Here is a 22,830-nt window from a genome sequence, read left to right on the forward strand (position 1 = left end):
GACCGACGATGCAGGCGCATCGTCGGACTATGCACAAATTTACTCGTGATCTTGGTAAATCTCACGCGGAGCAAGCTCAGAATGTTTGCGTTTTAAGGTCTTAGGGGCCTTATACGTGTTGCTCTCGAAGTCGATGTACTCGGTCTGCTTGAGCAGACGCTCAATCATCTCCTCGTGATCAAACAGTTCCCAGGCCTCATGCACGGCATCGAGTTTAGCGTGCGTCTCGGGACGGCGCGGCATAAACAGCGTGCAGCAGTCGGGAGCGGCCTCAGTCGAGATATCGAACGTACCGATCTCCTCGGCGCGTGCGATGATCTCCTGTTTGTCCGAACCGATGAGAGGACGGAACACGGGAATCTTCACGGCTTCGTTGACGGCCATGATGTTCTCAAGCGTTTGGGAGGCAACCTGCCCAAGCGATTCGCCCGTAACGATGGCCCTGGCACCCTCAATGTGTGCAATGTGCTCGGCAACCGAATACATAATGCGGCGATACATGATCACGCGCAGGTTACTGGGACAGGTGACCGAAATCTCACGCTGGCAGTCGCCAAACGGCACCACGTACAGGCGGCCGATCTGGACACCCGGCTCAAGCGCACGGATGATATCCTGCACCAAATACTCGCTCGTATCGGGCGTCTGCGGACGACCGGAAAAATGCACCGGCACGCAGACCGCGCCGCGACGCGCGAGCATCCAAGTCGCCACCGGAGAATCGATACCCGACGACAGCAGCGTCACGACCTTGCCGGCAGAACCCACCGGCAGACCGCCCACGCCGCGCTCGGAGCGCGCGTACACATAAACGCTACCCTGGACCACCAGTACGTGCACCATCGCATCGGGGTCGTGCATTTGAACCTTTTTATCGGGAAAGGCCTCACATAGCACCTCGCCCACCTGACGATTGATATCGATCGAGGTGAGCTCATAGTCGGTATTGGAGCGCTTGGCGTGCACCTTAAACGAATCAAAGGAACCAAACTCGCGCAGCGCCTTCACAGCGGCGGCGCAGTACTCCTGCGGGTCGCGGTTGGTGTGATACGCCAAAGACACACGGGCAACGCCGGGGACGGTGCGGATGACACGCGCCGCCTCGTCGGCCTGATGCTCGTTAAAGGTCACGAGGATATAACCGGAAATTCGAGACACGGCATTCACGGAAAAGGCGGCCAAGGCCGCCTTGATGTTATCCATGAGGATATGCTCAAAATGTGCGCGGTTCTTGCCCTTCAGCCCAACCTCGTGATAGTGGACTAGGCAGACGCGAGCCGCCATTTAGGCTTCAGCAACCTTGTGGCCGAGCGCCTTCTCGTAACGGGCCTCGTCGTAAGAGATGTCGCCGTCGACAATCTCGTCCATAGCCATCGAGATGGTATCGGCACCGGAAAGCCCGATGGTGATGTCATCGACATCCTGGACGGCAAGCACGCGGTTGTGCTGGCCACGCAGCATGCTATTGATGTCGCAGGCGCGCTTGGAGGCAAGCGAAGCGAGCAGGAAGCGGTTGTGATCGGTCTTCTCCAGAAGATCGTCAATGCAAGGCTTTACAACGGACACGGACCTCAGATCCTTTCATGCATATCGAGAACGCGAACGAGCTCATCGGTCGCGCGGTCGAGATCGTCATTCACCACGACGTCGTCGTAGCGGTCGGCAAGGGCAAGCTCATCGGCGGCGTTTGCCATACGCAGCTCAATCGTCTCAGGCGTCTCGGTACCGCGACCGACTAGACGCTCGCGGAGCACCTCAAGCGAAGGCGGCTTGATAAAGATCAGCACGGCCTCGGGAAAACGCTCCTTCACCTGCAGGGCGCCCTGGACATCGATCTCCAAAATCAGAGACGAGCCCGAGGCGAGCTTGGATGTGACCTCGCTCACCAACGTGCCGTAGCAGTTACCGTGGACCTCAGCCCACTCAACAAACTCACCGTTTGCCACGCGGCGGTCGAACTCCTCGCGCGTCAGAAAAAAGTAGTTGACGCCGTCGACCTCACCTTTGCGTGGTGCTCGCGTGGTAGCCGAAACCGTCAGACCCAGGTTCGAGCGGCGCTCGCGCACACGAGTGACGAGCGTACCCTTGCCTGCGCCTGACGGTCCAGAAATCACAAAGAGCTTGGAATCCTGAGCGCTCACTTATTTGGTCAGCTGCTCGAGGAGCTGCTCGCGCTGACGGACGCCGAGGCCCTGGACGCGACGAGTAGCGGAGATACCGAGCTCCTCCATGATCTTGGCGGCCTTGGCCTTGCCATAACCGGGGAGAGACTCGATGAGGGTGGAAACCTTCATGCGGGAAGCGATGGGGTCATCGGAGTTGAGCACGGACTCGAGGGACTTCTCGCCCTTCTTGATCTGCTCGCGAAGCTCAGCGCGGGCGTGACGTGCGGCAGCAGCCTTCTCAAGAGCCTGCTTGCGCTGCTCGTCGGTAAGCTGAGGGAGTGCCATTCGTACCTCCAAATAGTTGGGTTATATCTGATTCAATAATTGGCATTTTAGCACGTAGAACGTACAAAATGCCTAATCGCGGGTCCATAGGTTAGACGATACCCGCAAAAAGTGCAATATACTGCGCCCAAAGTTAAGCCCCTGACCTGCGATTCCACACAAAGGATGGGAAAGTTTACGCAGGCACAGGGGCTATTTTGTGCTAATGAGACCCAAAAGTGGTGACTTAGGGGAATCTTTTACGCGACGTTTTCGACCAGCTCGGCGACGATGGCGTCAAAGGCGGCAACCGGATCGTCGGCACCGGTGATGGGACGGCCCACCACAATGTGGCTTGCGCCACGCTCGATAGCCTGGGAAGGCGTCGCCACGCGGGACTGGTCACCAAGGGCGGCACCCACCGGACGCACACCCGGAGTCACGATCAGGGCATCAGGACCCAGCAGCTCACGCATGTCGTGAGCCTCCATCGGTGAGCACACGATGCCATCGATGCCGTTGGCCTGAGCAAGCTTTGCCAAGCGGGCGGCCTCCTCGGCCACGGGAGACTCGACGCCGATCTCGCTCAAGGCATCCTGATTCATGCTCGTGAGCACGGTGATGGCGACGAGCTTGGCGCGGTCCTCACGCGCCTCCTCGGCACCCTCGCGGCAGGCAGCGAGCATAGCACCCGAGCCCAGGCCGTGGACCGAAAGCAGGTCGGCACCGGCAAGCGAGGCCGAGCGGGCAGCGCCGCGCACCTGATGCGGAATGTCATGGAACTTAAGGTCGAGGAAGACCTTAAAGCCAAGGTCCTTAAAGGTCTTGACGATCTGGGGACCCTCAGCGTAATAGAGCGTCATGCCGACCTTGAGCCAGGCGGCATGGCCCGAAAGCTCGTGGGCGAGCTCGAGCGCGCGCTCACGGTCGCAGTCGAGGGCGACGATAACACGGTCGCGGGCATCATTCTCTAGCATTCGAAAGCACCCACCAGCTCGTTGATGTCCTTTACGCCCTGGGACTCGGCCCAGGCCTCGAGCTCATGCGCGATCTTAAGCGAAGCGCACGGATCGACGAAGTTGGCCATGCCGACCGACACGCAGGTGGCGCCGGCCAGGATAAACTCAGCCGCATCCTCGCCAGTCATGACACCGCCGACACCGTTGATGGGGATATCGACGGCCTGGGCAACCTCCCAGACCATGCGCACGGCGATGTGGTGGCACAGCGGGCCCGAAAGGCCGCCCTTGGGCTTGGCCACGCGGGACTTGCGGGTATGGACGTCGATGGCCATGCCCTGGATGGAGTTGATGACCGAAAGGCCGTCGGCGCCGGCAGCCTCGAGGGCCTTGGCGATCTCGGCGACGTTGACCGGCGCCATCTTCACGAACAGCGGCTTATCGGTCACCTTGCGGCAAGCAGCCATAACGGAAGAGGCGCCCTCGGGCGTGGAGCCCATGGCGGCACCGCCGGCGGCGATATTAGGGCAGCTCACGTTGATCTCGTAGCCGGCAGCCCAGGGGCACAGCTCGACATACATCTCGAGCGCGCGGACAAACTCGTCAACGGAGTGACCGGCAACCTGACAGATGACCTGGCAGCCGTCCTTGGACAGCTGTTCGAGCCACGGACCGGACTCGCGGGCAAAGGCGGCCACGCCGGGGTTCTGAAGACCCACGGAGTTGATCATACCGCCGGGAATCTCGGCCATGCGGGGCGCGGGATTGCCGGGCCAGGGCTCGGCAGCGCAACCCTTGGTGGTGATGGCGCCCAGCTGGGAAACATCAAAGAAGTTCTGGAACTGCCAACCGTAGCCAAAGGTACCGGCTGCGGTGTTAATGGGGTTCTGCATCTTGACGCCGCCGAAATCGACGGCCATGTTCACGGTACCCACTAGAAGACCACCACCTTGGAAGCATCGAACACGGGGCCGCACATACAAGCACCCTTCATACCGTCGACCGTCTCGACATTGCAGGTGTTGCAGGCGCCAAAGCCACAGCTCATCATGCGCTCGAGCGACACCTCGCAGTACGCACCGGCCTCGGCGGCAGCGGCGGCAACTTTCTTCATCATGACAGCGGGGCCGCAGCTGGCCACATAGTCGTAGCCGCCCTCTCCAAGCAGCTCGGCTGCCGGGTCGGTGCAAAAACCGTGCGTGCCGAGCGAGCCGTCGTCGGTGCACACGTTGACCGTGGCGCCCAGCGCGCGGAACTCATCGACGCCCACGGCCTTGGACGCGGTGCCAAAGCCCAGGCACACGTCGACGGCCACACCCTGCTCGACGAGCATGCCGGCAAGGCACAGCACGGGCGGAACACCGATGCCGCCCGCAACGAGCAGCGCCTTCCTGGTGCCCTCGGGCACAAGCCAGCCGCGGCCGCCAGGGCCCAGCAGATTAGAGGTGGAACCGGGGGCCATCTGCGACAGACGACGGGTGTCGTCGCCCACGACGGCGTACCACAGCTCGACGGTGCCGGCCTGGGCGTCGGCGCGATAGAAGCTCAGGGGCACGCGAAGCAGCGAGGACGCATCGCCAGGCACGGCAATGTTCACAAACTGACCGGGCTTGAGCGCACTTGCAAGCTTGGGGGCCGAGATAACGAGCGAGAAGATGCCGTCGGCGATCTCCTGGTTCGAGACGACCTCGAAGTCGTGCATGCGTGCAGTGGAAGGTGTGGGCATAGACGCTCCAATCCCCCATGCGGTTGCATGGTTCAGGCGAACAGAAAGCGCGGCACCGCAAGGGCGCCGCGCACAAAAGCGATAAGGCTATGCTAGCAGATGCAGCCGTCGGCAAGCGTCTGTTTACCGCCGACAAACACATCGGTGGCACGACCGGTGAGCGTGCGGCCGGCAAAACCGGAGTTCTCGGCACGCGACTCGTAGCCGTCCTCGCCGACCGTCCAGGTGGCGGACGCGTCGAAGACGGTCAGGTCGGCAACGGAGCCCGCCTTGACCTGAACCTGGTCGAGGCCCAGGATCTCACGCGGCTTGATGGCCATGAGCTCGACCATGCGGCCCATGCTCATCTTGCCCGTGTTGACCAGCTCGGTGAGTACGAGCGACAGCGAGGTCTCGAGGCCGATCATGCCGAAGGGCGCAAGCTCGAACTCACGGGCCTTCTCCCACGGGGTGTGGGGAGCGTGATCGGTGACGATAGCGTCGACGGTGCCGTCGATGACGCCCTGGCGGATGGCCTCGGCATCCTCCTCGGTACGCAGCGGCGGATTGACCTTGAGCGAGGTGTTGTAGGTCTCGTCCAGATCGTTCTCGGTCAGGAACATGTGGTGCGGGGTGGCCTCGCAGGTAACCTGAACGCCAGCGGCCTTACCGGCACGCACGATCTCCAGGCCATGGGCGGTGGAGATGTGCTGGATGTGCAGCTTGGCACCGGTCAGCTTGGCGATCTCGATGTCGCGGGCGATCTGGAGCTCCTCGCCGGCAGCCGGCCAGCCCTCGAGAGCCAGACGGGTCGAGACCTTGCCCTCGTTGATCTGGCCGTGACCGACCAGGTCCTCGTCCTGGCAGTGGCTCATAAAGACCTTGCCGAACATCTTGCCGTAGTCCATGCAGCGACGGAGCATGCCCGCGCCCTGCACGCCGCGACCGTCGTCGGTGAAGGCGACGGCGCCGTGGGCGACCATATCGCCCATCTCGGACATGGCCTCGCCCTTAAGACCGCGGGTCATGGCGCCCGACGGATAGACGCGGCAGTGACCGACCTCGGCAGCGCGGGACTTGACGAACTCCACGACGGTGCCGTTATCGGTGACGGGATCGGTGTTGGGCATGGCGCACACACCGGTGAAGCCGCCCTTGGCAGCAGCGCGGGTACCACTCTCGATGTCCTCTTTGACCTCGTAGCCGGGCTCGCGCAGATGCACGTGCATATCCACCAGGCCGGGGACGAGGTACTTGCCGGAAAGGTCGCGGACCTCGGCTCCCTCGACGGCGAGATTCTCGCCGACCTCGGCGATCTTATCGCCGTCAATCAGGACGTCAACGACACCGTCAAGCTCGACGGACGGGTCGACGACGTGGGCATTCTTAAGAAGCAAGGCCATTATCGGCACCTCCAAGCAGCAGATACAGGATAGCCATACGCACGCAGATACCGGCGTAGACCTGCTCCAGGATGACGGAGCGTTGCGGGTGGTCGGCCATATAGGAGTCGAACTCGACGCCGCGGTTGATGGGGCCCGGGTGACAGATGATCGCGTCGGGCTTCATGAGCTTCTCGCGGTCCTTGGTCAGGCCGAAGAGCTTGTGGTACTCACGAATGGTCGGGAACGGAGCGCCCTCGAGGCGCTCCTGCTGCACGCGCAGCATGTAGACGACGTCCAGCTCGGGCAGGACGGAATCGAGGTCGCTCGTCACGTGGTCGCAGCCCAGGACCTCGGGCGCCGGCGGCAGCAGCGTGCCGGGGGCGACGGCGTAGGTCTCGCAGCCCATGATCTTAAGGGCGGGGATCAGCGAGCCGCAGACACGGGAGTGCGCGATATCGCCGACGACGGCGACCTTCAGACCGTGGAAGTCGCCCTTGTGCTCCCAGATGGTGTACAGGTCGAGCAGGGCCTGCGTGGGGTGGTTGTGCTTGCCGTCGCCGGCGCAGATGACGCTCGCGGGCGAGTTCTGCGTGACGATGTAGGGCGCGCCGGCGTGCTTGTCGCGCACGACGATGCAGTCGATCTTATAGGCGTTGAGGGTCTCGACGGTATCGACGAGGCTCTCGCCCTTGACCGTGGAGGTCGAGGAGCCGCCAAAGTTGAGGCTGTCGGCCGAAAGACGCTTCTCGGCAAGCTCGAAGGAGCTGCGCGTGCGCGTCGAGGGCTCGTTAAACATGTTGACGATGGTCTTGCCCTTGAGCGTGGGGACCTTTTTGATCGCACGCTCGTTGACCTCGGAGAACGCCTTGGCGGTCTCGAGGATGAGCTTGATGTCCTCTTCGGAGTACTCGGTAATGTCGATCAGGTGCTTATGGTTGAACGCCACGGTACTACTCACCTCCCAGCGGCGCGGAGCCCACATGGGAACCCGGCGCGACGTCGTTAATCTCGACAGCGGTGTGGCCGTCGACTTCCTTCATATATAGGTGCACGTTCTCCTCATGCGACGAGGGAACGTTCTTGCCGACAAAGTCCGGCGAGATGGGGAGCTCACGGTGGCCGCGGTCAACGAGGACCGCCAGCTCGATGCGGCTCGGACGGCCCAGGTCCATGACGGCGTCCAGAGCGGCGCGAATGGTACGACCCGTATACAGGATGTCGTCCACCAGCACGACGCGCTTGCCGTCGACGCTGAAGGGAATGTTGGTGGCGTGGATCGCGGGAGCGAAATTGGTCGCATAGTCATCGCGATAGAAGCTGATGTCGAGGCTGCCGAGCGGAACGTCGACGCCCTCGATCTCCTTGATCTCCTCGGCGAGCTTCTTTGCCAGAAGGTCGCCGCGCGTGACGATGCCGACCAGAGCGAGGTCTTCACAGCCCTCGTTGCGCTCGAGAATCTCGTGCGCGATGCGGGTCATCGCTCGATTGACGGCGGTCTCGTCCATGATGACCGCCTTGGGGGAAGTCGTGCCCATCGATCTCCTTCCTCACATGTCTTGACTGCTGACACAGTCAAAAAAATAGATGCCCGACCGCTCAAAGCGGACCAGACACCCACAGGAAGGGCTGCTCTTTGGCAGCTATGTAATTCCATGTGGGTATCTCGTACCCCTTTAATGGTCAAGGGATAGTGTAGCCAACCTTGAGCTTAATTGCGAGCATAAATACAGAGCAATCCGTAAACGGAGCCCTACGCTCAATAAACCTATATATATTTGTGGGACGAGCTTGAAAACGCACGCACGAGCTGGCATAATCCCCCCTGCTGCACGCAAATCGGATCTACGTCCAGGGCCGTGGCGTGGGCACTATCGCCAAAAGAGGAATATCTCTGTGTAGATTGCGCACAGGGAGTGACTTCTGTGCTATAGTTCAGGCTTGTTTGTTAACGCGACATGTTCGTTTGTCGCCCAAGGAGGGTCAGTTATGTCCAAAGTTTGCGAAGTTTGCGGTAAGCACCCCGTTGCCGGTCGCTCCATCAGCCACTCTCACCGCGTCACCAACCGTAAGTTCCGCCCCAACATCCAGCGCGTCTACGTCGTCGTCGATGGTCACCGTCGCAAGATGAACGTTTGCTCCACCTGCCTCAAGTCTGGCAAGGTTGCGCGCTCCTAAATAAGGTCTTACCAACAAGTACCTCGGACTCTCCGGGTCAAAGACCTCGCGTTCATATAGAACTTACCAAAGGCGCCCTCCCCTACGGAGGGCGCCTTTTTGCACTCATTGGGGACAGACTTATATGAGCGAAAACACCCGTGTAAGCCTGTCCCCAATGAGCGGGGCGATGCACTGGTAGACAGTTTAGTTAAAACGCTTCAGTTTATTGAAGCGTTTTAGTGTGCCTTTTAGAGGAATCTGACCGTTCGCCGAATAATTTCTTGCTATCATGCAAGGCGTAGGGTAAATCTCCGATCGCAAGGAGACACAAATGGTGAAAAAGTCACCGGAAAACACTACTCCCGCAATTGTGGACAACGTAGAGGCGCTTGAGGCTAAGCTCGCTCAGATGCGAGAGGCCCAGGCGCTTTTTGCTACGTACACGCAGGAGCAGGTCGACAAGATCTTCTATGAGGCCGCCATGGCCGCCAACAAGGCTCGTATCCCGTTGGCGAAGATGGCCATCGAGGAGACCGGCCGCGGCGTTCTTGAGGACAAGGTCATCAAGAACCACTACGCCGCAGAGTACATCTACAACGCTTACAAGAACACCAAGACCTGTGGTGTCCTGGAGCGCGACGAGGCTTATGGCATCACCAAGATCGCCGAGCCCATCGGTATCGTGGGCGCCGTCATCCCGACGACCAACCCCACCTCCACTGCGATCTTCAAGACGCTGATCAGCCTGAAGACCCGCAACGGCATCATCATCTCCCCGCACCCGGCTGCCGCCAAGTGCACCATCGCCGCCGCCAAGCTCGTGCTTGACGCCGCCGTCAAGGCCGGCGCCCCCGAGGGTATCATCGGCTGGGTCGATGTCCCCTCCATCGAGCTGACCAACATGGTCATGCGCGACGTCGACATCATCCTCGCCACCGGTGGCCCGGGCATGGTCAAGGCCGCCTACTCCTCGGGCAAGCCCGCCCTGGGCGTTGGCGCCGGTAACACCCCGGTCGTCATCGACGACACCGCCGACGTGCTGCTCGCCGTCAACTCCATCATCCACTCCAAGACCTTCGACAACGGCATGATCTGCGCTTCCGAGCAGTCCGTGACCGTCATCGACACCATCTATGACCAGGTTAAGGCCGAGTTCCAGAAGCGCGGCTGCTATTTCGTCAAGCAGGGTGCCGAGATGGAGGCCCTGCGTGCCGCCATGTTCAAGAATGGCGCCCTCGATCACCGCATCCCCGGCATGGCTGCTGCCAAGATCGCTGAGCTCGCCGGCATCGAGGTTCCCGCCAAGACCAAGATCCTGATCGCCGAGGTCACCTCCACCGACCCCGCCAAGGAGGAGTTCTCCCACGAGAAGCTCTCCCCGGTCCTGGCCATGTATCACGCCAAGGACTTCCAGGAGGCCGTCGACAAGGCCGAGCACCTGGTGCTCGCCGGTGGCCCGGGCCACACCGCCTCTCTGTACGTGCACCCCGCCCAGGCCGAGAAGATCAGCCTGTTCGAGCACGTCATGAAGGCCTGCCGTATCGTCATCAACACCCCGTCCTCGCACGGCGGCATCGGTGACCTGTACAACTTTGGCATGAAGCCGTCTCTGACCCTGGGCTGCGGCTCCTGGGGCGGCAACTCCGTCTCCGAGAACGTTGGGGTGAAGCACTTGATCAACGTTAAGACTGTGGCCGAGCGCCGTGAGAACATGCTGTGGTTCCGCGCTCCCGAGAAGGTCTACTTCAAGAAGGGTTCCACGCCCGTCGCCCTCGACGAGCTCGGTACCGTCATGGGCAAGAAGCGCGCCTTCATCGTCACCGACCAGTTCCTCTTCAAGAATGGCAACACCCGCGCCATCGAGGCCAAGCTCGACGAGATGGGCATCGCCCACGACTGCTTCTACGACGTCGAGCCCGATCCGTCGCTGCAGTGCGCACGTCGCGGCGCCAAGCAGATGGCTCTCTTTGAGCCGGACGTCATCATCGCCGTCGGCGGTGGCTCCGCTATGGACGCCGGCAAGATCATGTGGATGATGTACGAGCACCCCGAGTGCAAGTTTGAGGACATGGCCATGGACTTCATGGACATCCGCAAGCGTATCTTCACTTTCCCCGAGATGGGCAAGAAGGCCTACTTCGTCGCCGTCCCGACCTCTTCGGGTACCGGCTCCGAGTGCACGCCGTTCGCCATCATCACCGACAAGGAGACCGGCATCAAGTGGCCGCTCGCCGACTACGCGCTGCTCCCCAACATGGCTATCGTTGACGCCGACAACTGCATGACCGCCCCGCGCGGCCTGACCGCTGCCTCCGGCATCGACGTCATGACCCACGCCATCGAGTCCTACGTCTCCATCATGGCTTCCGACTACACCAAGGGCCTCTCCGAGCGCGCTGCTAAGCTCGTCTTCGAGAACCTGCCCTCCAGCTTCACGAACGGCGCCAAGGACCCGCATGCCCGCGAGGAGATGCACAACGCCTCCTGCATGGCCGGTATGGCCTTCGCCAACGCCTTCCTGGGCCTCAACCACTCCATGGCTCACAAGCTCGGCGCTTTCCATCACCTGCCCCACGGCCTCGCCAACGCCGTCATCCTGACCCGCGTCATGCGCTACAACGCCGCCGAGGCTCCCGTCAAGATGGGTACCTTCTCCCAGTATCCTTACCCCAACGCACTGCACAACTACGCCGAGATGGCCAAGTACTGCGGCATCGAGGGCAAGGACGACAAGGAGGTCTTCGAGAACTTCATCACGAAGCTCGAGGAGCTCAAGGACTTCATCGGCGTCAAGAAGACCATCGCCGACTACGGTGTTGACGAGCAGTACTTCCTCGACACCCTCGACGAGATGACCGAGCAGGCATTCAACGACCAGTGCACCGGCGCCAACCCGCGCTACCCGCTCATGAGCGAGATCAAGGAGCTCTACCTGGACGCCTACTACGGCCGCGAGCCTCAGGACTACGCCGTCTGCTAGTTTTAGCACGGTTTTTAACGGCGGGGGTGCACGGGTGTTTCACACACCCCCGCCGTCGCTTCTATCGCATCGTTGAAAGGATGCAACCATGCTGCTACCCGATTCCAAGACCGAGCTCGTCCGCCGTGGCAACAAGGTCGTTTACGACCTGGGCGACAAGATCGTCAAGGTCTTTAACGAGACCAAGCCTGTCTCCGACGTGTTCAACGAGGCTTTGAATCTTGCCCGCATCAATGAGTGCGGCATCCGCAGCCCCAAGGCTCTCGAGGTTTCCCAGCTCGAGAACGCCAACGGCTGGGCGCTCGTGACCGAGAAGGTTCCGGGCACCACCCTTGCCGAGAAGATGACTGCCGAGCCCCAGCGCTTTGGTGAGTACCTCGAGATGTTCGTCGACCTTCAGATTGAAATCCACGGCTACACCTCCCCGCTGCTCAACCGTCAGCGCGACAAGTTCGCCCGTATGATCGACAGCCTTGATCAGCTCAATGCCACCACGCGCTACAACCTTCAGGAGCGTCTGGACGGCATGACCAAGGAGTTCAAGGTCTGCCACGGCGACTTCAACCCCTCCAACGTCATCGTCGGCGACGACGGCCAGCTCTATGTGTGCGACTGGGCACACGCCACCCAGGGCTCCCCTGCTGCCGACGTTGCCACCACCTACCTGCTCTTCGCCCTCAACAGCAAGGACCAGGCTGAGGCCTACCTGGAGCTCTACTGCGACCGCGCCGACATGCCCATGCAGGTCGTGCGTCAGTGGACGAGCATCGTCGCCGCTTCCGAGCTCGCTCGTAAGCGCAACGTGAACGATGAGTTCCTGAAGAACTGGATCGACGTCGTCGATTATCAGTAATATCTGAGCGATTTATTTCGCATCGGAGGCACAAGGAAAAACCCCGCAGCTCATATGGGCTGTGGGGTTTCCTTTTGGCGATTGAGCACGCCGACAAGATAAAAGGACGGCCCTGCATCTCCCCAATCTGGATAAATGCAAGGCCGTCCCACATATCGAACTACAAGCGAAATCGTCGATTAGCGGCGGGCTGCCTTCACGAGCTCGGCGACCTTGGCGACGACCTCGTCGATCGCCACGTCCTCGCGCTCGCCCGTGGCACGGTCCTTGAGCTCAACGGTGCCATTCTTAAGGCCGCGCTTGCCCAGAACCACCTGATACGGGAAGCCCATGAGGTCGTTATCGGCAAACTTAAAACCGGGACGCTCATCGCGGTCGTCGACGACGACCTCGATACCCTCGGCGCACAGGCCATCAACAATCTGCTCGCAGACGGAAGCGCACTCCTCCTTCTTGGGGTCGAGCGGAATCACCGCAACCTCGTACGGGGCAACGGAGACCGGCCAGACGATGCCGTGCTCGTCGTTGTGCTGCTCCACGACGGCAGCGAGCGAGCGAGAAACGCCCACGCCGTAGCAACCCATGATAAGCGGCTTTTCCTTGCCGTCCTCGTCCATAAAGGTGGCACCCATGGCCTCGGAGTACTTGGTGCCCAGCTGGAACACCTGAGAGACCTCGATGCCGCGGGCAGCAGAGAGCGGCTTGCCGCAGTGCGGGCAGGGATCGCCGGCAACGACGGTGACCAGATCTGCCCACTCATCGACGGTAAAGTCGCGCTCGGGGCAGGCACCGGTAAAGTGATAATCGACCTCGTTGGCACCGCAGGCCCACTGCTTGGACTCGCGCAGGCTCTCGTCGCACACCAGACGGATGCCCTCGGGCAAGTTAACCGGTCCGATAAAGCCCTTGTGCAGACCGTAGGTCTGGAGCTCCTCGTCGGTCATCATGCGATAGCCCTTGCCAAAGACGTGCTCGGCCTTGCAGTCATTGAGCTCGTGGTCGCCCGGGACAATGGCCACGACTGGCTTGCCCTCGGCATCGATCAACGCCAGCGACTTTCGCGTACCGTTCTCGGGGAAGCCAAAGAACTTGGCAACGGCCTCGATGGTACCCATGCCCGGAGTCTCGACCTTGGTGAGCGTACCGTCGCCGGGACCCTCGGTCACGACGACCTTGGTGCTTGCCGCCTCGTCATCGGCAGCAAAGCCGCAATCGTCGCAGTAGACCAGCGAAGCCTCGCCGGCGTCGGCCAAAGCCATGTACTCGACGGAGGTATCGCCACCGATCTCGCCGGAGTCGGCGACAACGGGCAGAGCCTTGATGTAGCAGCGCTCGCAAATGTTGGCATAGGCCTGCTTCATCTTGTCGTACTCCTCCTGCAGGCTCTCCTGCGTAGCAGAGAAGCTGTAGGCGTCCTTCATGATGAACTCGCGACCGCGCATCAGGCCAAAACGGGGACGGAACTCGTCGCGGAACTTATCCTGGATGTGATAGAGGTTCACTGGCAGCTGCTTGTAGGAACGCAACTCATTGCGCACCAGGGCAGTCACAGTCTCCTCGTGCGTGGGTCCGAGCACAAACTCGCGGCCGTGGCGGTCATCAAAGCGCACAAGCTCCTTGCCATAGGCATCGATACGGCCGGACTCACGCCACAGCTCGGCATCGACCATGATGGGCATCATAAGCTCCTGGGCGCCGGCAGCGTCCATCTCGTCGCGCACGATGTTCTCAATCTTGCGGATCGAGCGCCAAGCAAGCGGCAGATAGGAATACAGGCCGGCGGCCTCCTTGCGGATCATGCCGGCACGGAGCAACAGGCGGTGGCTGGCGAGCTCAGCGTCCGCCGGATCCTCTTTAAGCGTCGGCGCATAGAGCTTAGACATATACATTGCTCGAGTCATTTACTTCTCCTCAATAAGCTTGTCGACCTCGGCCATAAGCGCGTCGACAATTTGGTCCTCAGCTACTTTACCAATGATCTGGCCATGCGAAAAGAGCAAGGCCTGACCACGTCCGCAAGCAACGCCCAGGTCGGCATCAGAAGCCTCACCGGGGCCATTAACGGCACATCCCATGACGGCAATCGAAAGCGGCGCGGCATAGTTCTTAAGCCGCTCGGTTACTTCCTCGGCGATGGGAATCAGGTTAACCTGGCAGCGGGCGCACGTGGGGCAAGAGACAATCTCGGGACCACGGCGACGCAGGCCCAGTGACTGCAAAATTCCCCAGGCGACCGGCGGCTCCTCAACCGGATCGGCCGTGAGCGACACACGCATGGTGTCGCCGATGCCTTCGGAAAGCAAGATACCCAAGCCTACAGAGCTCTTGATGGTGCCCTGAAGCTTGGTCCCCGCCTCCGTCACGCCCAGGTGGAGCGGAACATGCGGTATCTCGCGCGACAGGGCGCGATAGGTATCAAGCGTCGTCTGTACGCTATGGGCCTTGGCGGATAGCACGATGTTGGTAAACCCACGGTCCTCAAAGTGCCGCACAAAGCGCTCGCTCGACATCACGAGCTTTTCGGGCTGCGTGAGGTCGTCGCGCTCGGCAATATCTTGCTCAAGCGAGCCCGCGTTCACGCCAATGCGAATCGCGCAGCCCGCGGCACCCGCGGCATCGATGACAGCGTCAACCTTGGCCCAATCGCCGATATTGCCGGGGTTGATGCGCAGCTTGGAGGCACCAGCCTCGACAGCGCCAATGGCGAGCTTATGGTTAAAGTGGATATCGGCGACAATCGGCACCGGAGACTCGGAACAAATCGTGCGAAAGCCCTCGAGCGCAGCCTCGGTAGGCACGCTCACGCGCACGATATCGCAGCCAGCCTGCGCCAACGCGCACACTTGCGCAAGCGTTGCCTGGGCATCAGCGGTATCGGTGCAGGTCATAGACTGAACCACGACCGGAGCGCCACCACCGATCTGCACGCCGCCCACATGCACGGGGCGCGTCAACTCGCGAGGCAAAGGATGGGATAAAGACAATCCAAACACTCCCCTACAGAATAAATCGAAGGATGTCGGAACGAAGCATATAGACAAACAGAAGCGCAAAGAGCGCGATGCCCACATAGCTCACAATCGTCTGGACCTTGAGTGGCAGCTCGCGGCCCGCAATCTTTTGAATGATCTCGATGACCAGCTTGCCGCCATCGAGTGGTGGGATGGGCAGCAGGTTCATAAAGCCAAGCGAGAACGAAATGAGGGCGGCAAACGAAAGGAACGCGGCAGGGCCGGCAGCAGCAGCCTGTGAGGACATAACGCTAATACCCACGACCGAAGAAGACTGATCGAGAATCTCCATCGTATGCTGCGGCTGGAGCAGGCGCATCACGCCCTCCGCTGTCTGCACGACGTAGGAGAACGACAGGCGAGCCGACGTGATGGGGTCTAAACGGACCACCTGCGTAGAGGCATACACACCTAGGCGCTCGTCCTCTTTGAGCGCAACCGTGGTCGAATGCTGCTTGCCGTCACGCTCGTACTCGATGGCGATATCGTCCTTACCGGCAGCCTTGCCGATGGCATCGTAAACGTCAATCCAGGTAGAGCACGATACTCCGTCAACCGAAAGAATCGCGTCACCGCCCTCGATACCCGCTTTGGCGGCAATAGACCCCTCGTCAACCTGACCGATCACGTTGGTATCCATCGGCACGGTGACACCCGCAATGGAATAGATGCTCATAAGGAGCAAAAAACCCGTCAAGATATTGACGATAATGCCCGCGAGCAGCATAAAGGCGCGCTTGAGAAAGCCTTGGCCAAGATAGGTGTGCGAGCGCTCTTGCGCAAGGAACTCGGCCTCGCCGCACGGCAGCTCCCACACATCGCCCTCGGCAGTCGCATGTTCGCGATCGAAACGGCGACCATCAAAGGTGGTATAGCCTGCCGTGTCTCGCGGCAACGTCTGATATTTGGTGGGATAGTAGCTCGGCGAGGGCTTCTCCCCTTCCTCATACCAGGGCGCGATGGAGCCCCAGCCCAGCAAAAGGGCGCATGCCTCGAGCACATCCTCCTCGGAAAGCTCGAGCTCGACAGCAAGGTCGGCCACGGTCACGCGACCATGACGATAGATAGCCGCGAGCACGCGATCGGCGCACGAGACATCGGTCGGATCCATACCGCAGATGGCAGCGTAGCCACCCAGCAGCAGCGGGGTCACGCCAAACTTGGTTCCAATGCGACGCGACGTGTAATGGATGTCAAAGCGGCACGGCAGACCCAAAAAGAACTCGGTCACACGGACGCCGCAGGCACGCGCCGCCAAAAAGTGGCCGCCCTCGTGCAAAAACACGAGGACGGAAAGCATCAGCAGGCCCCAAAAGACCGATGAGAGAACGCTCAGAACAGTATCCATAAAACGAAAAAGCAATCCTTATGGGTTAGGAACGGGTTGCGGCGAGCGCCTGCGCAGCCTTTTCACGCGCCCACGCATCGATGTCGCGAAGCTGCTCAAACGAATCGACCGCCTGCATATCGTGGGCGTCCATGCAGGATTCCACAATGCGATCGATATCGGTAAAGCTGCAGCCATCGTGCAGGAAGGCATCGACGGCAACCTCGTTGGCGGCATTGAGCACGCACGGCATGGTGCCACCCGTCTTGCCGGCACGCTCGGCCAATGCCAGACAGCGGAAGGTATCCATGTCGGCAGCATCAAACGTGAGCTGCCCCAGCTCGCGGAAATCGATACGAGGCGCCGGGGTATCCCAACGCTCGGGATACGAGAACGCGAACTGGATGGGAATACGCATGTCGGATGCACCGAGATGCGCCATCACGGAGCCGTCGGCGAACTCGACCATAGAGTGAATCTTGGACTGACGCTGCACGACCACGTTAATGAAATCGAGGTCGCAGTTAAACAGATGCATGGCCTCAATGCGCTCCAGGCCCTTGTTCATGAGGGTGGCGGAGTCAATGGTGATCTTGGCACCCATGGCCCACGTGGGATGCGCGAGGGCATCGGCACGCGTCACGCGATCGAGCTCGTCGCGCGTGCGGCCAAAGAACGGACCGCCCGAGCAGGTGAGCCAAATGCAGTGGGCCTCGCGCGGGTTCTCCCCCAGATAGCACTGGTAGATGGCGGAATGCTCAGAGTCGACCGGAATAAGCTGGCCCGGTTGTGCCAACGGCATAAGCAAGTCGCCACCGACGACGAGGGACTCCTTGTTGGCAAGGGCAAGGCGCTTATTCGAGGTCAAGGCCGCATGGCTCGCCTCGAGACCGGCGGCGCCCACAATAGCGACGAGCACGCAGTCGACATCGTCGCGACGCGCGAGCTCGCAAACCGCCTGCGCGCCAACGCCGAGCTTCGTTCCCTCGGGCAACTCCTGCAGCACGGCGTCATCGCCATGAGCGGCATCGGCCACGGCAACCGCCGGAACCGAGAACTCACGGGCAGCGGCAACGAGCTCGGAGGTACTGGAGTTAACGGACAGCGCCGTCACCTGCAGGCGATCGGCTTGCTGGCGGCACACATCGAGCGCCTGGGTGCCGATAGAGCCTGTACAGCCCAGGATGGCAACGCGGAGACGTCCATCGGAGCCATACGTCGTCTGGAAGGACATTACAGCACGCCTCCGATCATCAGCAACAGCTGCGCGGTGATGCAGCCGAAGATAAGCGAATCGCTACGATCGAGCATGCCGCCGTGGCCCGGGATAAGGTTGCCGGAATCCTTGACGCCCACACCGCGCTTGATGCGCGACTCGATAAGGTCGCCGATAACGCCCAGAATGGACACGACCACGCCGCACAGCAGCGCATAGGACAGGCTGAGCTTGTAGAAGTGCGTCGCCCACAGGATGAGCCAAATCAAAACCGAGCCCAGGATGCCGCCGACAAACCCCTCCCAGCTCTTTTTGGGAGAAATCTTAGGAACCATCTTGTGCTTGCCGATACGGCTGCCCACGATGTAGGCAAACGAATCGGAGACCCAAAGGGACGCGCAAACGCCCACTGAAAGCAGGGCACCGGCAAAACCGGGCACGGCATCGCGCAGCAGCACGATAGCCGACAGCATAAAGCCAGTGTAGATGGGACCCATGAGCGTCACTGCCACATCAGAGATGCGGGTACGCGGCGACCAGACATACCAAATGCCCACAGCGAGCATCAGGGCAAAAAGCAGGGCATTCAGCAACATCGAATCGCCCAACGCCGACAGCGGAAAGAGTACGGCGGCAGCGATACCCATGCGCTCGTTAGCCATCTTGCCATCGAGCCTTGTCATACGGAAAAACTCATAGCAGCACAGACCGCTCATGACAGAAACAAAGATGGCCGTGGGCACGATACCCAAAACCAGGCACAGGATAAAGACAACGGCGTAGACGATACCGGCGGCGGCACGGGTAATAAAGCCCGCCAGCCACGAACCGGTGCCGCTCTTCGCTGCAGGCGCTCCCGCAGTGGCAGCTTTGCGCGCAGGCGTCTTGGGAGCAGATGCCTTGGGACGATCGGACACGATTAAGCCTCCTCGGTCTTGCTCAGTCCACCAAACCTACGGTCACGGCCCTGATAGGCCAAAATGGCGTCGACAAGGCCCCAACGATCAAAGTCGGGCCAATAGGTATCGGTGACGTAGAATTCGGAATAAGCCACCTGCCACAGCAGATAGTTCGAAAGGCGCAGCTCACCAGAGGTGCGAATCACAAGCTCAGGATCGGGAAGGCCGGCAGTATAGAGGTGGGAAGCCACCATGTCGTCATCAATTGCGGCAGGATCGATCTTACCGGCGGCAGCGTCGAGTGCAATCTGACGGACAGCGCGGGTAATCTCGGCACGCGCGCCGTAGTTGACGGCAAGCGCCAGCGTCATACCGGTGTGATCGGCGCACTCGGCAAGACCGCGTTCAAAAACGTCGCGGGTCTTCTTGGGCAGTGCGGAAATGTCACCCAAAAAAACAACGCGCACGTTTTCGCGCTTCAGAAGAGGCAGCTCGTCGATAAACGTCTTGGCAAACAGATGCATCAAGACGTTGACCTCATGCTGCGGACGGTTCCAGTTTTCGGTAGAAAACGCATAGGCAGAAAGCACGTCGACGCCCAGGCGCACGCAGGCGGTAATGATCTCGCGAAGGGAGACGATACCCGCCTTGTGGCCCTCAGTGCGCGCAAGACCGCGCGACGTGGCCCAACGACCGTTGCCGTCCATGATGCACGAGATATGGTGCGGAATGTTATTGAGGTCAAGGTCGGAAAAACCGACGCCCGCAGGGGCGTCGGCAAAGTACTCGACCAGTTTATGCTCGTCGTATTGCACCTTAGATCTCCATGACCTCGGCTTCTTTTTCCTTCAGAAGCTCCTCGACCTTGGCGACATACTCATCGGTGTGCTTCTGGACCTTGGCCTGCTCGCGACGGACATCGTCCTCGGTGAGCTCCTCATCGCGCTCGAGCTTGTTGTTAAAGTCGCGACGGATGTTACGGATAGACACCTTGGCCTGCTCGGCGTACTCGCGGCACTCCTTGACGAGCTCGCGACGGCGCTCCTCAGTGGGAGCCGGGAACGGAAGACGAACGACGGTGCCATCGGAGTTGGGGGTAATACCCAGATCGGAAGCGCCGATGGCCTTGACGATAGCGTTGATGAGGGCCTTGTCCCACGGCTCGATGAGCAGCATGTGAGCCTCGGGGGTCTTGACGGCGGCAACCTGCGTGACCGGCGTGGGGACACCGTAATAATCGACGGTGATGTCGGACAGAATGTTGGCGTTGGCGCGACCGGTACGGACCTTGGAGAAGTTATGCTTGAGGGACTCGAGCGACTTGTCCATATGGGCGGTGATGTTCTCTGCCATGCTTAATCCTCCTGATAGACGAGCGTGCCGACGGGCTCACCCGCGAGCGCGCGTTTGACGGTGTCCTCGCCATCGATGTTGAGGACCAAAATAGGCATACGGTTATCCTGGCACAGGGCCGTAGCTGTGGAATCCATAACCTGCAGGCCGCGAACGAGAACCTCGTGATAGGTAATCTTGTCAAAACGGACGGCATCGGCGCACTTGACGGGATCCTTGTCGTAGATGCCGTCAACCTTGGTGGCTTTAATCAGAATCTCGGCGCCGATCTCGCACGCACGAAGAGCCGCGGCGGTGTCGGTCGTAAAGTACGGATTACCCGAACCGGCGGCAAAAATAACAACGTTGCCCTTGGAAAGGTGGTTGATAGCGCGACGGCGAATATAGGGCTCGCAGATCTCGTTCATCTGGATAGCGCTCATCACGCGGCAGGGAACATCGTTATGCTCGAAGGCATCCTGCAGGGCGAGCGCGTTCATAACGGTTGCCAGCATGCCCATGTAGTCGGCCTGAGCACGCTCCATGCCACCGGCAGCGCCTGCCATGCCGCGGAAAATATTGCCGCCGCCGACAACGACGCCGACCTCATGGCCAACGGCGAGCAGCTCCTTGACCTGCTTGGCAAGATGGTCGGTAACCTTGGGGTCAATGCCATATTGGCCGTCGCCCATCAGTGCTTCGCCGGAAAGCTTAAGAAGCACGCGTTTATATCGGATGTCGGACAAAGCGATCCTCCTTTAATTAGACTCTCAATATGATATCAAAGGCTCTGATAAGAGCCATGAAAAAGCAGGCTGTGAGTAAAACCCACAGCCTGCTCATTACCAGCTACAAGAGCTTATTTACTCGCCACGGACCAGACGGTCAAAGGCAACGACGGTAATGGTGTCGCCGAGCTCCTTGGAGACCTGCTCAGCGTACTTCTTGATGGTGAGGGAGCTGTCCTTGATGAACTCCTGCTCGGTGAGCACGGACTGCTTGTAGAACTTCTCCAGACGGCCGACAGCCATCTTCTCCTGGATAGCCTCGGGCTTGCCGGACTCGGCAGCCTGAGCCATGTAGATCTGCTTCTCGTGCTCGACGGTCTCGGCCGGAACCTGATCGCGGGTAGCGCAGATCGGGGCGACGGCGGCAACCTGAAGGGCAACGTCGTGAGCGAAGGTCTTGAAGGACTCAGCCTGAGCGGTCTCGGCCTTCTCGAAGGCGAACTCGACGAGGACGCCGATCTTACCACCCATGTGGATGTAAGAAGCGAGCGCGCCGTTCTCGGCCTTGCGGGCAGCGAAGCGGGAGATCTTCATGTTCTCGCCCATGATGTGAATCATCTCGGTGAGCTCGGAGGAAACGGTCTCCTCGCCCATCGGCTTCTCGAGCAGAGCGTCGACGTCAGCAGGCTCGGTGGTAGCGACAACCTCAGCGACCTTGGAAGCAAAGCCAGTGAACTTGGCGTTGGAGCCAACGAAGTCGGTCTCGCAGGAGAGCTCAAGCAGAGCGCCGGTCTTGCCATCCTCGGAGACGAACGCGGCTACAGCGCCCTCGTTGGTCTCGCGGCCAGCCTTCTTAGCAGCCTTGGCGAGGCCGTTCTTGCGCAGAACGTCGACAGCGGCGTCCATGTCGCCGTCAGCCTCGACGAGAGCCTTCTTGCACTCCATCATCGGGGAGTCGGTCATCTCGCGGAGCTGCTTGACCATAGCGGCGGTAATCTGGGCCATTGTGGTTCCTTTCAAAGAGATGAAAAAGAATTAACTAAGACTGATTTACTCGGCCTTGGGCTCAGCGGCCATCTCGGCCTCGGAGACCTGCTCCTTACCGGAGCCAGCGAGGCAGGCGTCAGCCATGAGCTCGCACATAAGGGTGACAGCGGAGATAGCGTCATCGTTGCAGGGGATGCCGTACTCGACCTCGTCGGGATCGGAGTTGGTGTCGATCAGAGCGACGACGGGGATGTTCAGGCGCTGAGCCTCCTTGATGGCGTTCTCCTCGCGCTTAGTGTCGATGACGAAGAGAGCCTGGGGCAGACCCTTCATGTCGCGGGCGCCACCGAGGTTGGTCTGGAGCTTGGTGAGCTCCTTACCGAGAACAGCCTGCTCCTTCTTGGGGAGCACTGCCATGCGGCCGTCCTCGACCATGGCCTCGAGCTCCTCCATGCGGTTGATGCGGGAGCGGATGGTAACGAAGTTGGTCAGCATACCGCCGAGCCAACGCTGGTTGATGTAAGGCATGTTGGCGCGCTCAGCAGCGTTCTTGACGGCCTCCTGAGCCTGCTTCTTGGTGCCGACGAACAGCACGTTGCCGCCCTTGGCGACGTTCTTGACGAAAGTATAGGCCTGGTCGGCGTCGAGGATGGTCTGCTTGAGGTCAAGGATGTAGATGCCGTTGCGCTCACCGAAGATGAACGGCTTCATCTTGGGGTTCCAGCGACGGGTCTGGTGACCGAAGTGGCAGCCGGCCTCGAGCAGGGTGCGGATATTAATCTTGGTAGCCATGTTAAACCTCCTGTGGTTTGCCTCCGCGCGGGGTCATCCTCCAAAACCAACCCGGACATGTGCTACCAAA

Annotated in this window: 23 protein-coding genes; 3 read left to right on the plus strand and 20 right to left on the minus strand. The window is 60.5% G+C overall.

From position 1 onward, the window contains the following. Positions 1-39: 39 nt before the first annotated feature. From thiI to pyrR, 10 genes are all read right to left on the minus strand, one after another. Positions 40-1,284 (minus strand): tRNA 4-thiouridine(8) synthase ThiI, encoded by a 1,245-nt coding sequence (gene thiI, locus OIL88_07195; GenBank protein ID HJI72144.1) that lies wholly within the window; start codon positions 1,282-1,284, stop codon positions 40-42. Next, positions 1,285-1,566, minus strand: a complete 282-nt coding sequence (locus OIL88_07200; GenBank protein ID HJI72145.1) for a DNA-directed RNA polymerase subunit omega — start codon at positions 1,564-1,566, stop codon at positions 1,285-1,287. Positions 1,567-1,571: 5 nt separating this feature from the next. Beyond that, on the minus strand, positions 1,572-2,141 hold the full coding sequence (gmk, locus tag OIL88_07205) for a guanylate kinase (protein ID HJI72146.1): 570 nt from the start codon (positions 2,139-2,141) through the stop codon (positions 1,572-1,574). Beyond that, on the minus strand, positions 2,142-2,450 hold the full coding sequence (locus OIL88_07210) for an integration host factor (GenBank protein HJI72147.1): 309 nt from the start codon (positions 2,448-2,450) through the stop codon (positions 2,142-2,144). Positions 2,451-2,689: 239 nt separating this feature from the next. Then, positions 2,690-3,406, minus strand: a complete 717-nt coding sequence (gene pyrF / locus OIL88_07215; GenBank protein ID HJI72148.1) for an orotidine-5'-phosphate decarboxylase — start codon at positions 3,404-3,406, stop codon at positions 2,690-2,692. Then, positions 3,400-4,323, minus strand: a complete 924-nt coding sequence (locus tag OIL88_07220; protein ID HJI72149.1) for a dihydroorotate dehydrogenase — start codon at positions 4,321-4,323, stop codon at positions 3,400-3,402. The genes pyrF and OIL88_07220 overlap by 7 nt, the downstream gene beginning before the upstream one ends. Beyond that, positions 4,323-5,090, minus strand: coding sequence for a dihydroorotate dehydrogenase electron transfer subunit (locus tag OIL88_07225; GenBank protein ID HJI72150.1), 768 nt, complete (start codon positions 5,088-5,090; stop codon positions 4,323-4,325). The genes OIL88_07220 and OIL88_07225 overlap by 1 nt, the downstream gene beginning before the upstream one ends. Before the next feature lie 116 nt (positions 5,091-5,206). Further along, positions 5,207-6,496 carry a dihydroorotase gene (locus OIL88_07230; protein HJI72151.1) on the minus strand — a complete coding sequence of 430 codons (1,290 nt, stop codon included), beginning with the start codon at positions 6,494-6,496 and terminating at the stop codon, positions 5,207-5,209. Next, a complete protein-coding gene (locus tag OIL88_07235) occupies positions 6,480-7,424 on the minus strand; it encodes an aspartate carbamoyltransferase catalytic subunit (protein HJI72152.1) in 945 nt (314 codons plus the stop codon). The genes OIL88_07230 and OIL88_07235 overlap by 17 nt, the downstream gene beginning before the upstream one ends. Positions 7,425-7,428: 4 nt before the next feature. Continuing rightward, on the minus strand, positions 7,429-8,013 hold the full coding sequence (pyrR, locus tag OIL88_07240) for a bifunctional pyr operon transcriptional regulator/uracil phosphoribosyltransferase PyrR (protein HJI72153.1): 585 nt from the start codon (positions 8,011-8,013) through the stop codon (positions 7,429-7,431). Positions 8,014-8,464: 451 nt separating this feature from the next. Between pyrR and rpmB the strand changes: the two genes are divergently transcribed. The 3 genes from rpmB to OIL88_07255 all read left to right on the plus strand — a co-directional run bounded on the left by rpmB (position 8,465) and on the right by OIL88_07255 (position 12,468). After that, positions 8,465-8,653 carry a 50S ribosomal protein L28 gene (gene rpmB, locus OIL88_07245; protein ID HJI72154.1) on the plus strand — a complete coding sequence of 63 codons (189 nt, stop codon included), beginning with the start codon at positions 8,465-8,467 and terminating at the stop codon, positions 8,651-8,653. Between the two features lie 313 nt (positions 8,654-8,966). Continuing rightward, on the plus strand, positions 8,967-11,615 hold the full coding sequence (gene adhE, locus OIL88_07250) for a bifunctional acetaldehyde-CoA/alcohol dehydrogenase (protein HJI72155.1): 2,649 nt from the start codon (positions 8,967-8,969) through the stop codon (positions 11,613-11,615). Positions 11,616-11,703: 88 nt separating this feature from the next. Then, on the plus strand, positions 11,704-12,468 hold the full coding sequence (locus tag OIL88_07255) for an aminoglycoside phosphotransferase family protein (protein HJI72156.1): 765 nt from the start codon (positions 11,704-11,706) through the stop codon (positions 12,466-12,468). 179 nt (positions 12,469-12,647) lie between these two features. Here OIL88_07255 and OIL88_07260 read toward each other — a convergent pair whose 3' ends face one another. The 10 genes from OIL88_07260 to rpsB all read right to left on the minus strand — a co-directional run bounded on the left by OIL88_07260 (position 12,648) and on the right by rpsB (position 22,760). Next, the gene (locus OIL88_07260) at positions 12,648-14,369 is read right to left on the minus strand and encodes a proline--tRNA ligase (GenBank protein ID HJI72157.1); all 1,722 of its coding nucleotides are present in this window, start codon (positions 14,367-14,369) and stop codon (positions 12,648-12,650) included. After that, positions 14,370-15,452 (minus strand): flavodoxin-dependent (E)-4-hydroxy-3-methylbut-2-enyl-diphosphate synthase, encoded by a 1,083-nt coding sequence (gene ispG / locus OIL88_07265; protein HJI72158.1) that lies wholly within the window; start codon positions 15,450-15,452, stop codon positions 14,370-14,372. It abuts the gene before it with no gap. A 13-nt stretch (positions 15,453-15,465) separates the two neighbouring features. Further along, positions 15,466-16,827, minus strand: coding sequence for a site-2 protease family protein (locus tag OIL88_07270; GenBank protein HJI72159.1), 1,362 nt, complete (start codon positions 16,825-16,827; stop codon positions 15,466-15,468). A 25-nt stretch (positions 16,828-16,852) separates the two neighbouring features. Next, positions 16,853-18,040 carry a 1-deoxy-D-xylulose-5-phosphate reductoisomerase gene (gene dxr / locus OIL88_07275; protein ID HJI72160.1) on the minus strand — a complete coding sequence of 396 codons (1,188 nt, stop codon included), beginning with the start codon at positions 18,038-18,040 and terminating at the stop codon, positions 16,853-16,855. Then, a complete protein-coding gene (locus OIL88_07280; GenBank protein ID HJI72161.1) occupies positions 18,040-18,939 on the minus strand; it encodes a phosphatidate cytidylyltransferase in 900 nt (299 codons plus the stop codon). The genes dxr and OIL88_07280 overlap by 1 nt, the downstream gene beginning before the upstream one ends. 2 nt (positions 18,940-18,941) lie before the next feature. Further along, positions 18,942-19,736 carry an isoprenyl transferase gene (locus tag OIL88_07285; GenBank protein ID HJI72162.1) on the minus strand — a complete coding sequence of 265 codons (795 nt, stop codon included), beginning with the start codon at positions 19,734-19,736 and terminating at the stop codon, positions 18,942-18,944. A gap of 1 nt (position 19,737) precedes the next feature. Further along, a complete protein-coding gene (frr, locus tag OIL88_07290; GenBank protein HJI72163.1) occupies positions 19,738-20,274 on the minus strand; it encodes a ribosome recycling factor in 537 nt (178 codons plus the stop codon). Between the two features lie 2 nt (positions 20,275-20,276). Then, positions 20,277-20,999 carry a UMP kinase gene (gene pyrH, locus OIL88_07295; GenBank protein HJI72164.1) on the minus strand — a complete coding sequence of 241 codons (723 nt, stop codon included), beginning with the start codon at positions 20,997-20,999 and terminating at the stop codon, positions 20,277-20,279. A 117-nt stretch (positions 21,000-21,116) separates the two neighbouring features. Further along, positions 21,117-21,986 (minus strand): translation elongation factor Ts, encoded by an 870-nt coding sequence (tsf, locus tag OIL88_07300; GenBank protein HJI72165.1) that lies wholly within the window; start codon positions 21,984-21,986, stop codon positions 21,117-21,119. Positions 21,987-22,031: 45 nt separating this feature from the next. Next, positions 22,032-22,760: a 30S ribosomal protein S2 gene (gene rpsB / locus OIL88_07305; protein ID HJI72166.1), complete on the minus strand. Its 729-nt coding sequence runs from the start codon at positions 22,758-22,760 to the stop codon at positions 22,032-22,034. Between the last annotated feature and the right edge of the window lie 70 nt (positions 22,761-22,830).

It is taken from the genome of Coriobacteriaceae bacterium (assembly GCA_025992855.1).
In the GTDB taxonomy this organism is placed as follows: Bacteria; Actinomycetota; Coriobacteriia; order Coriobacteriales; family Coriobacteriaceae; genus Collinsella.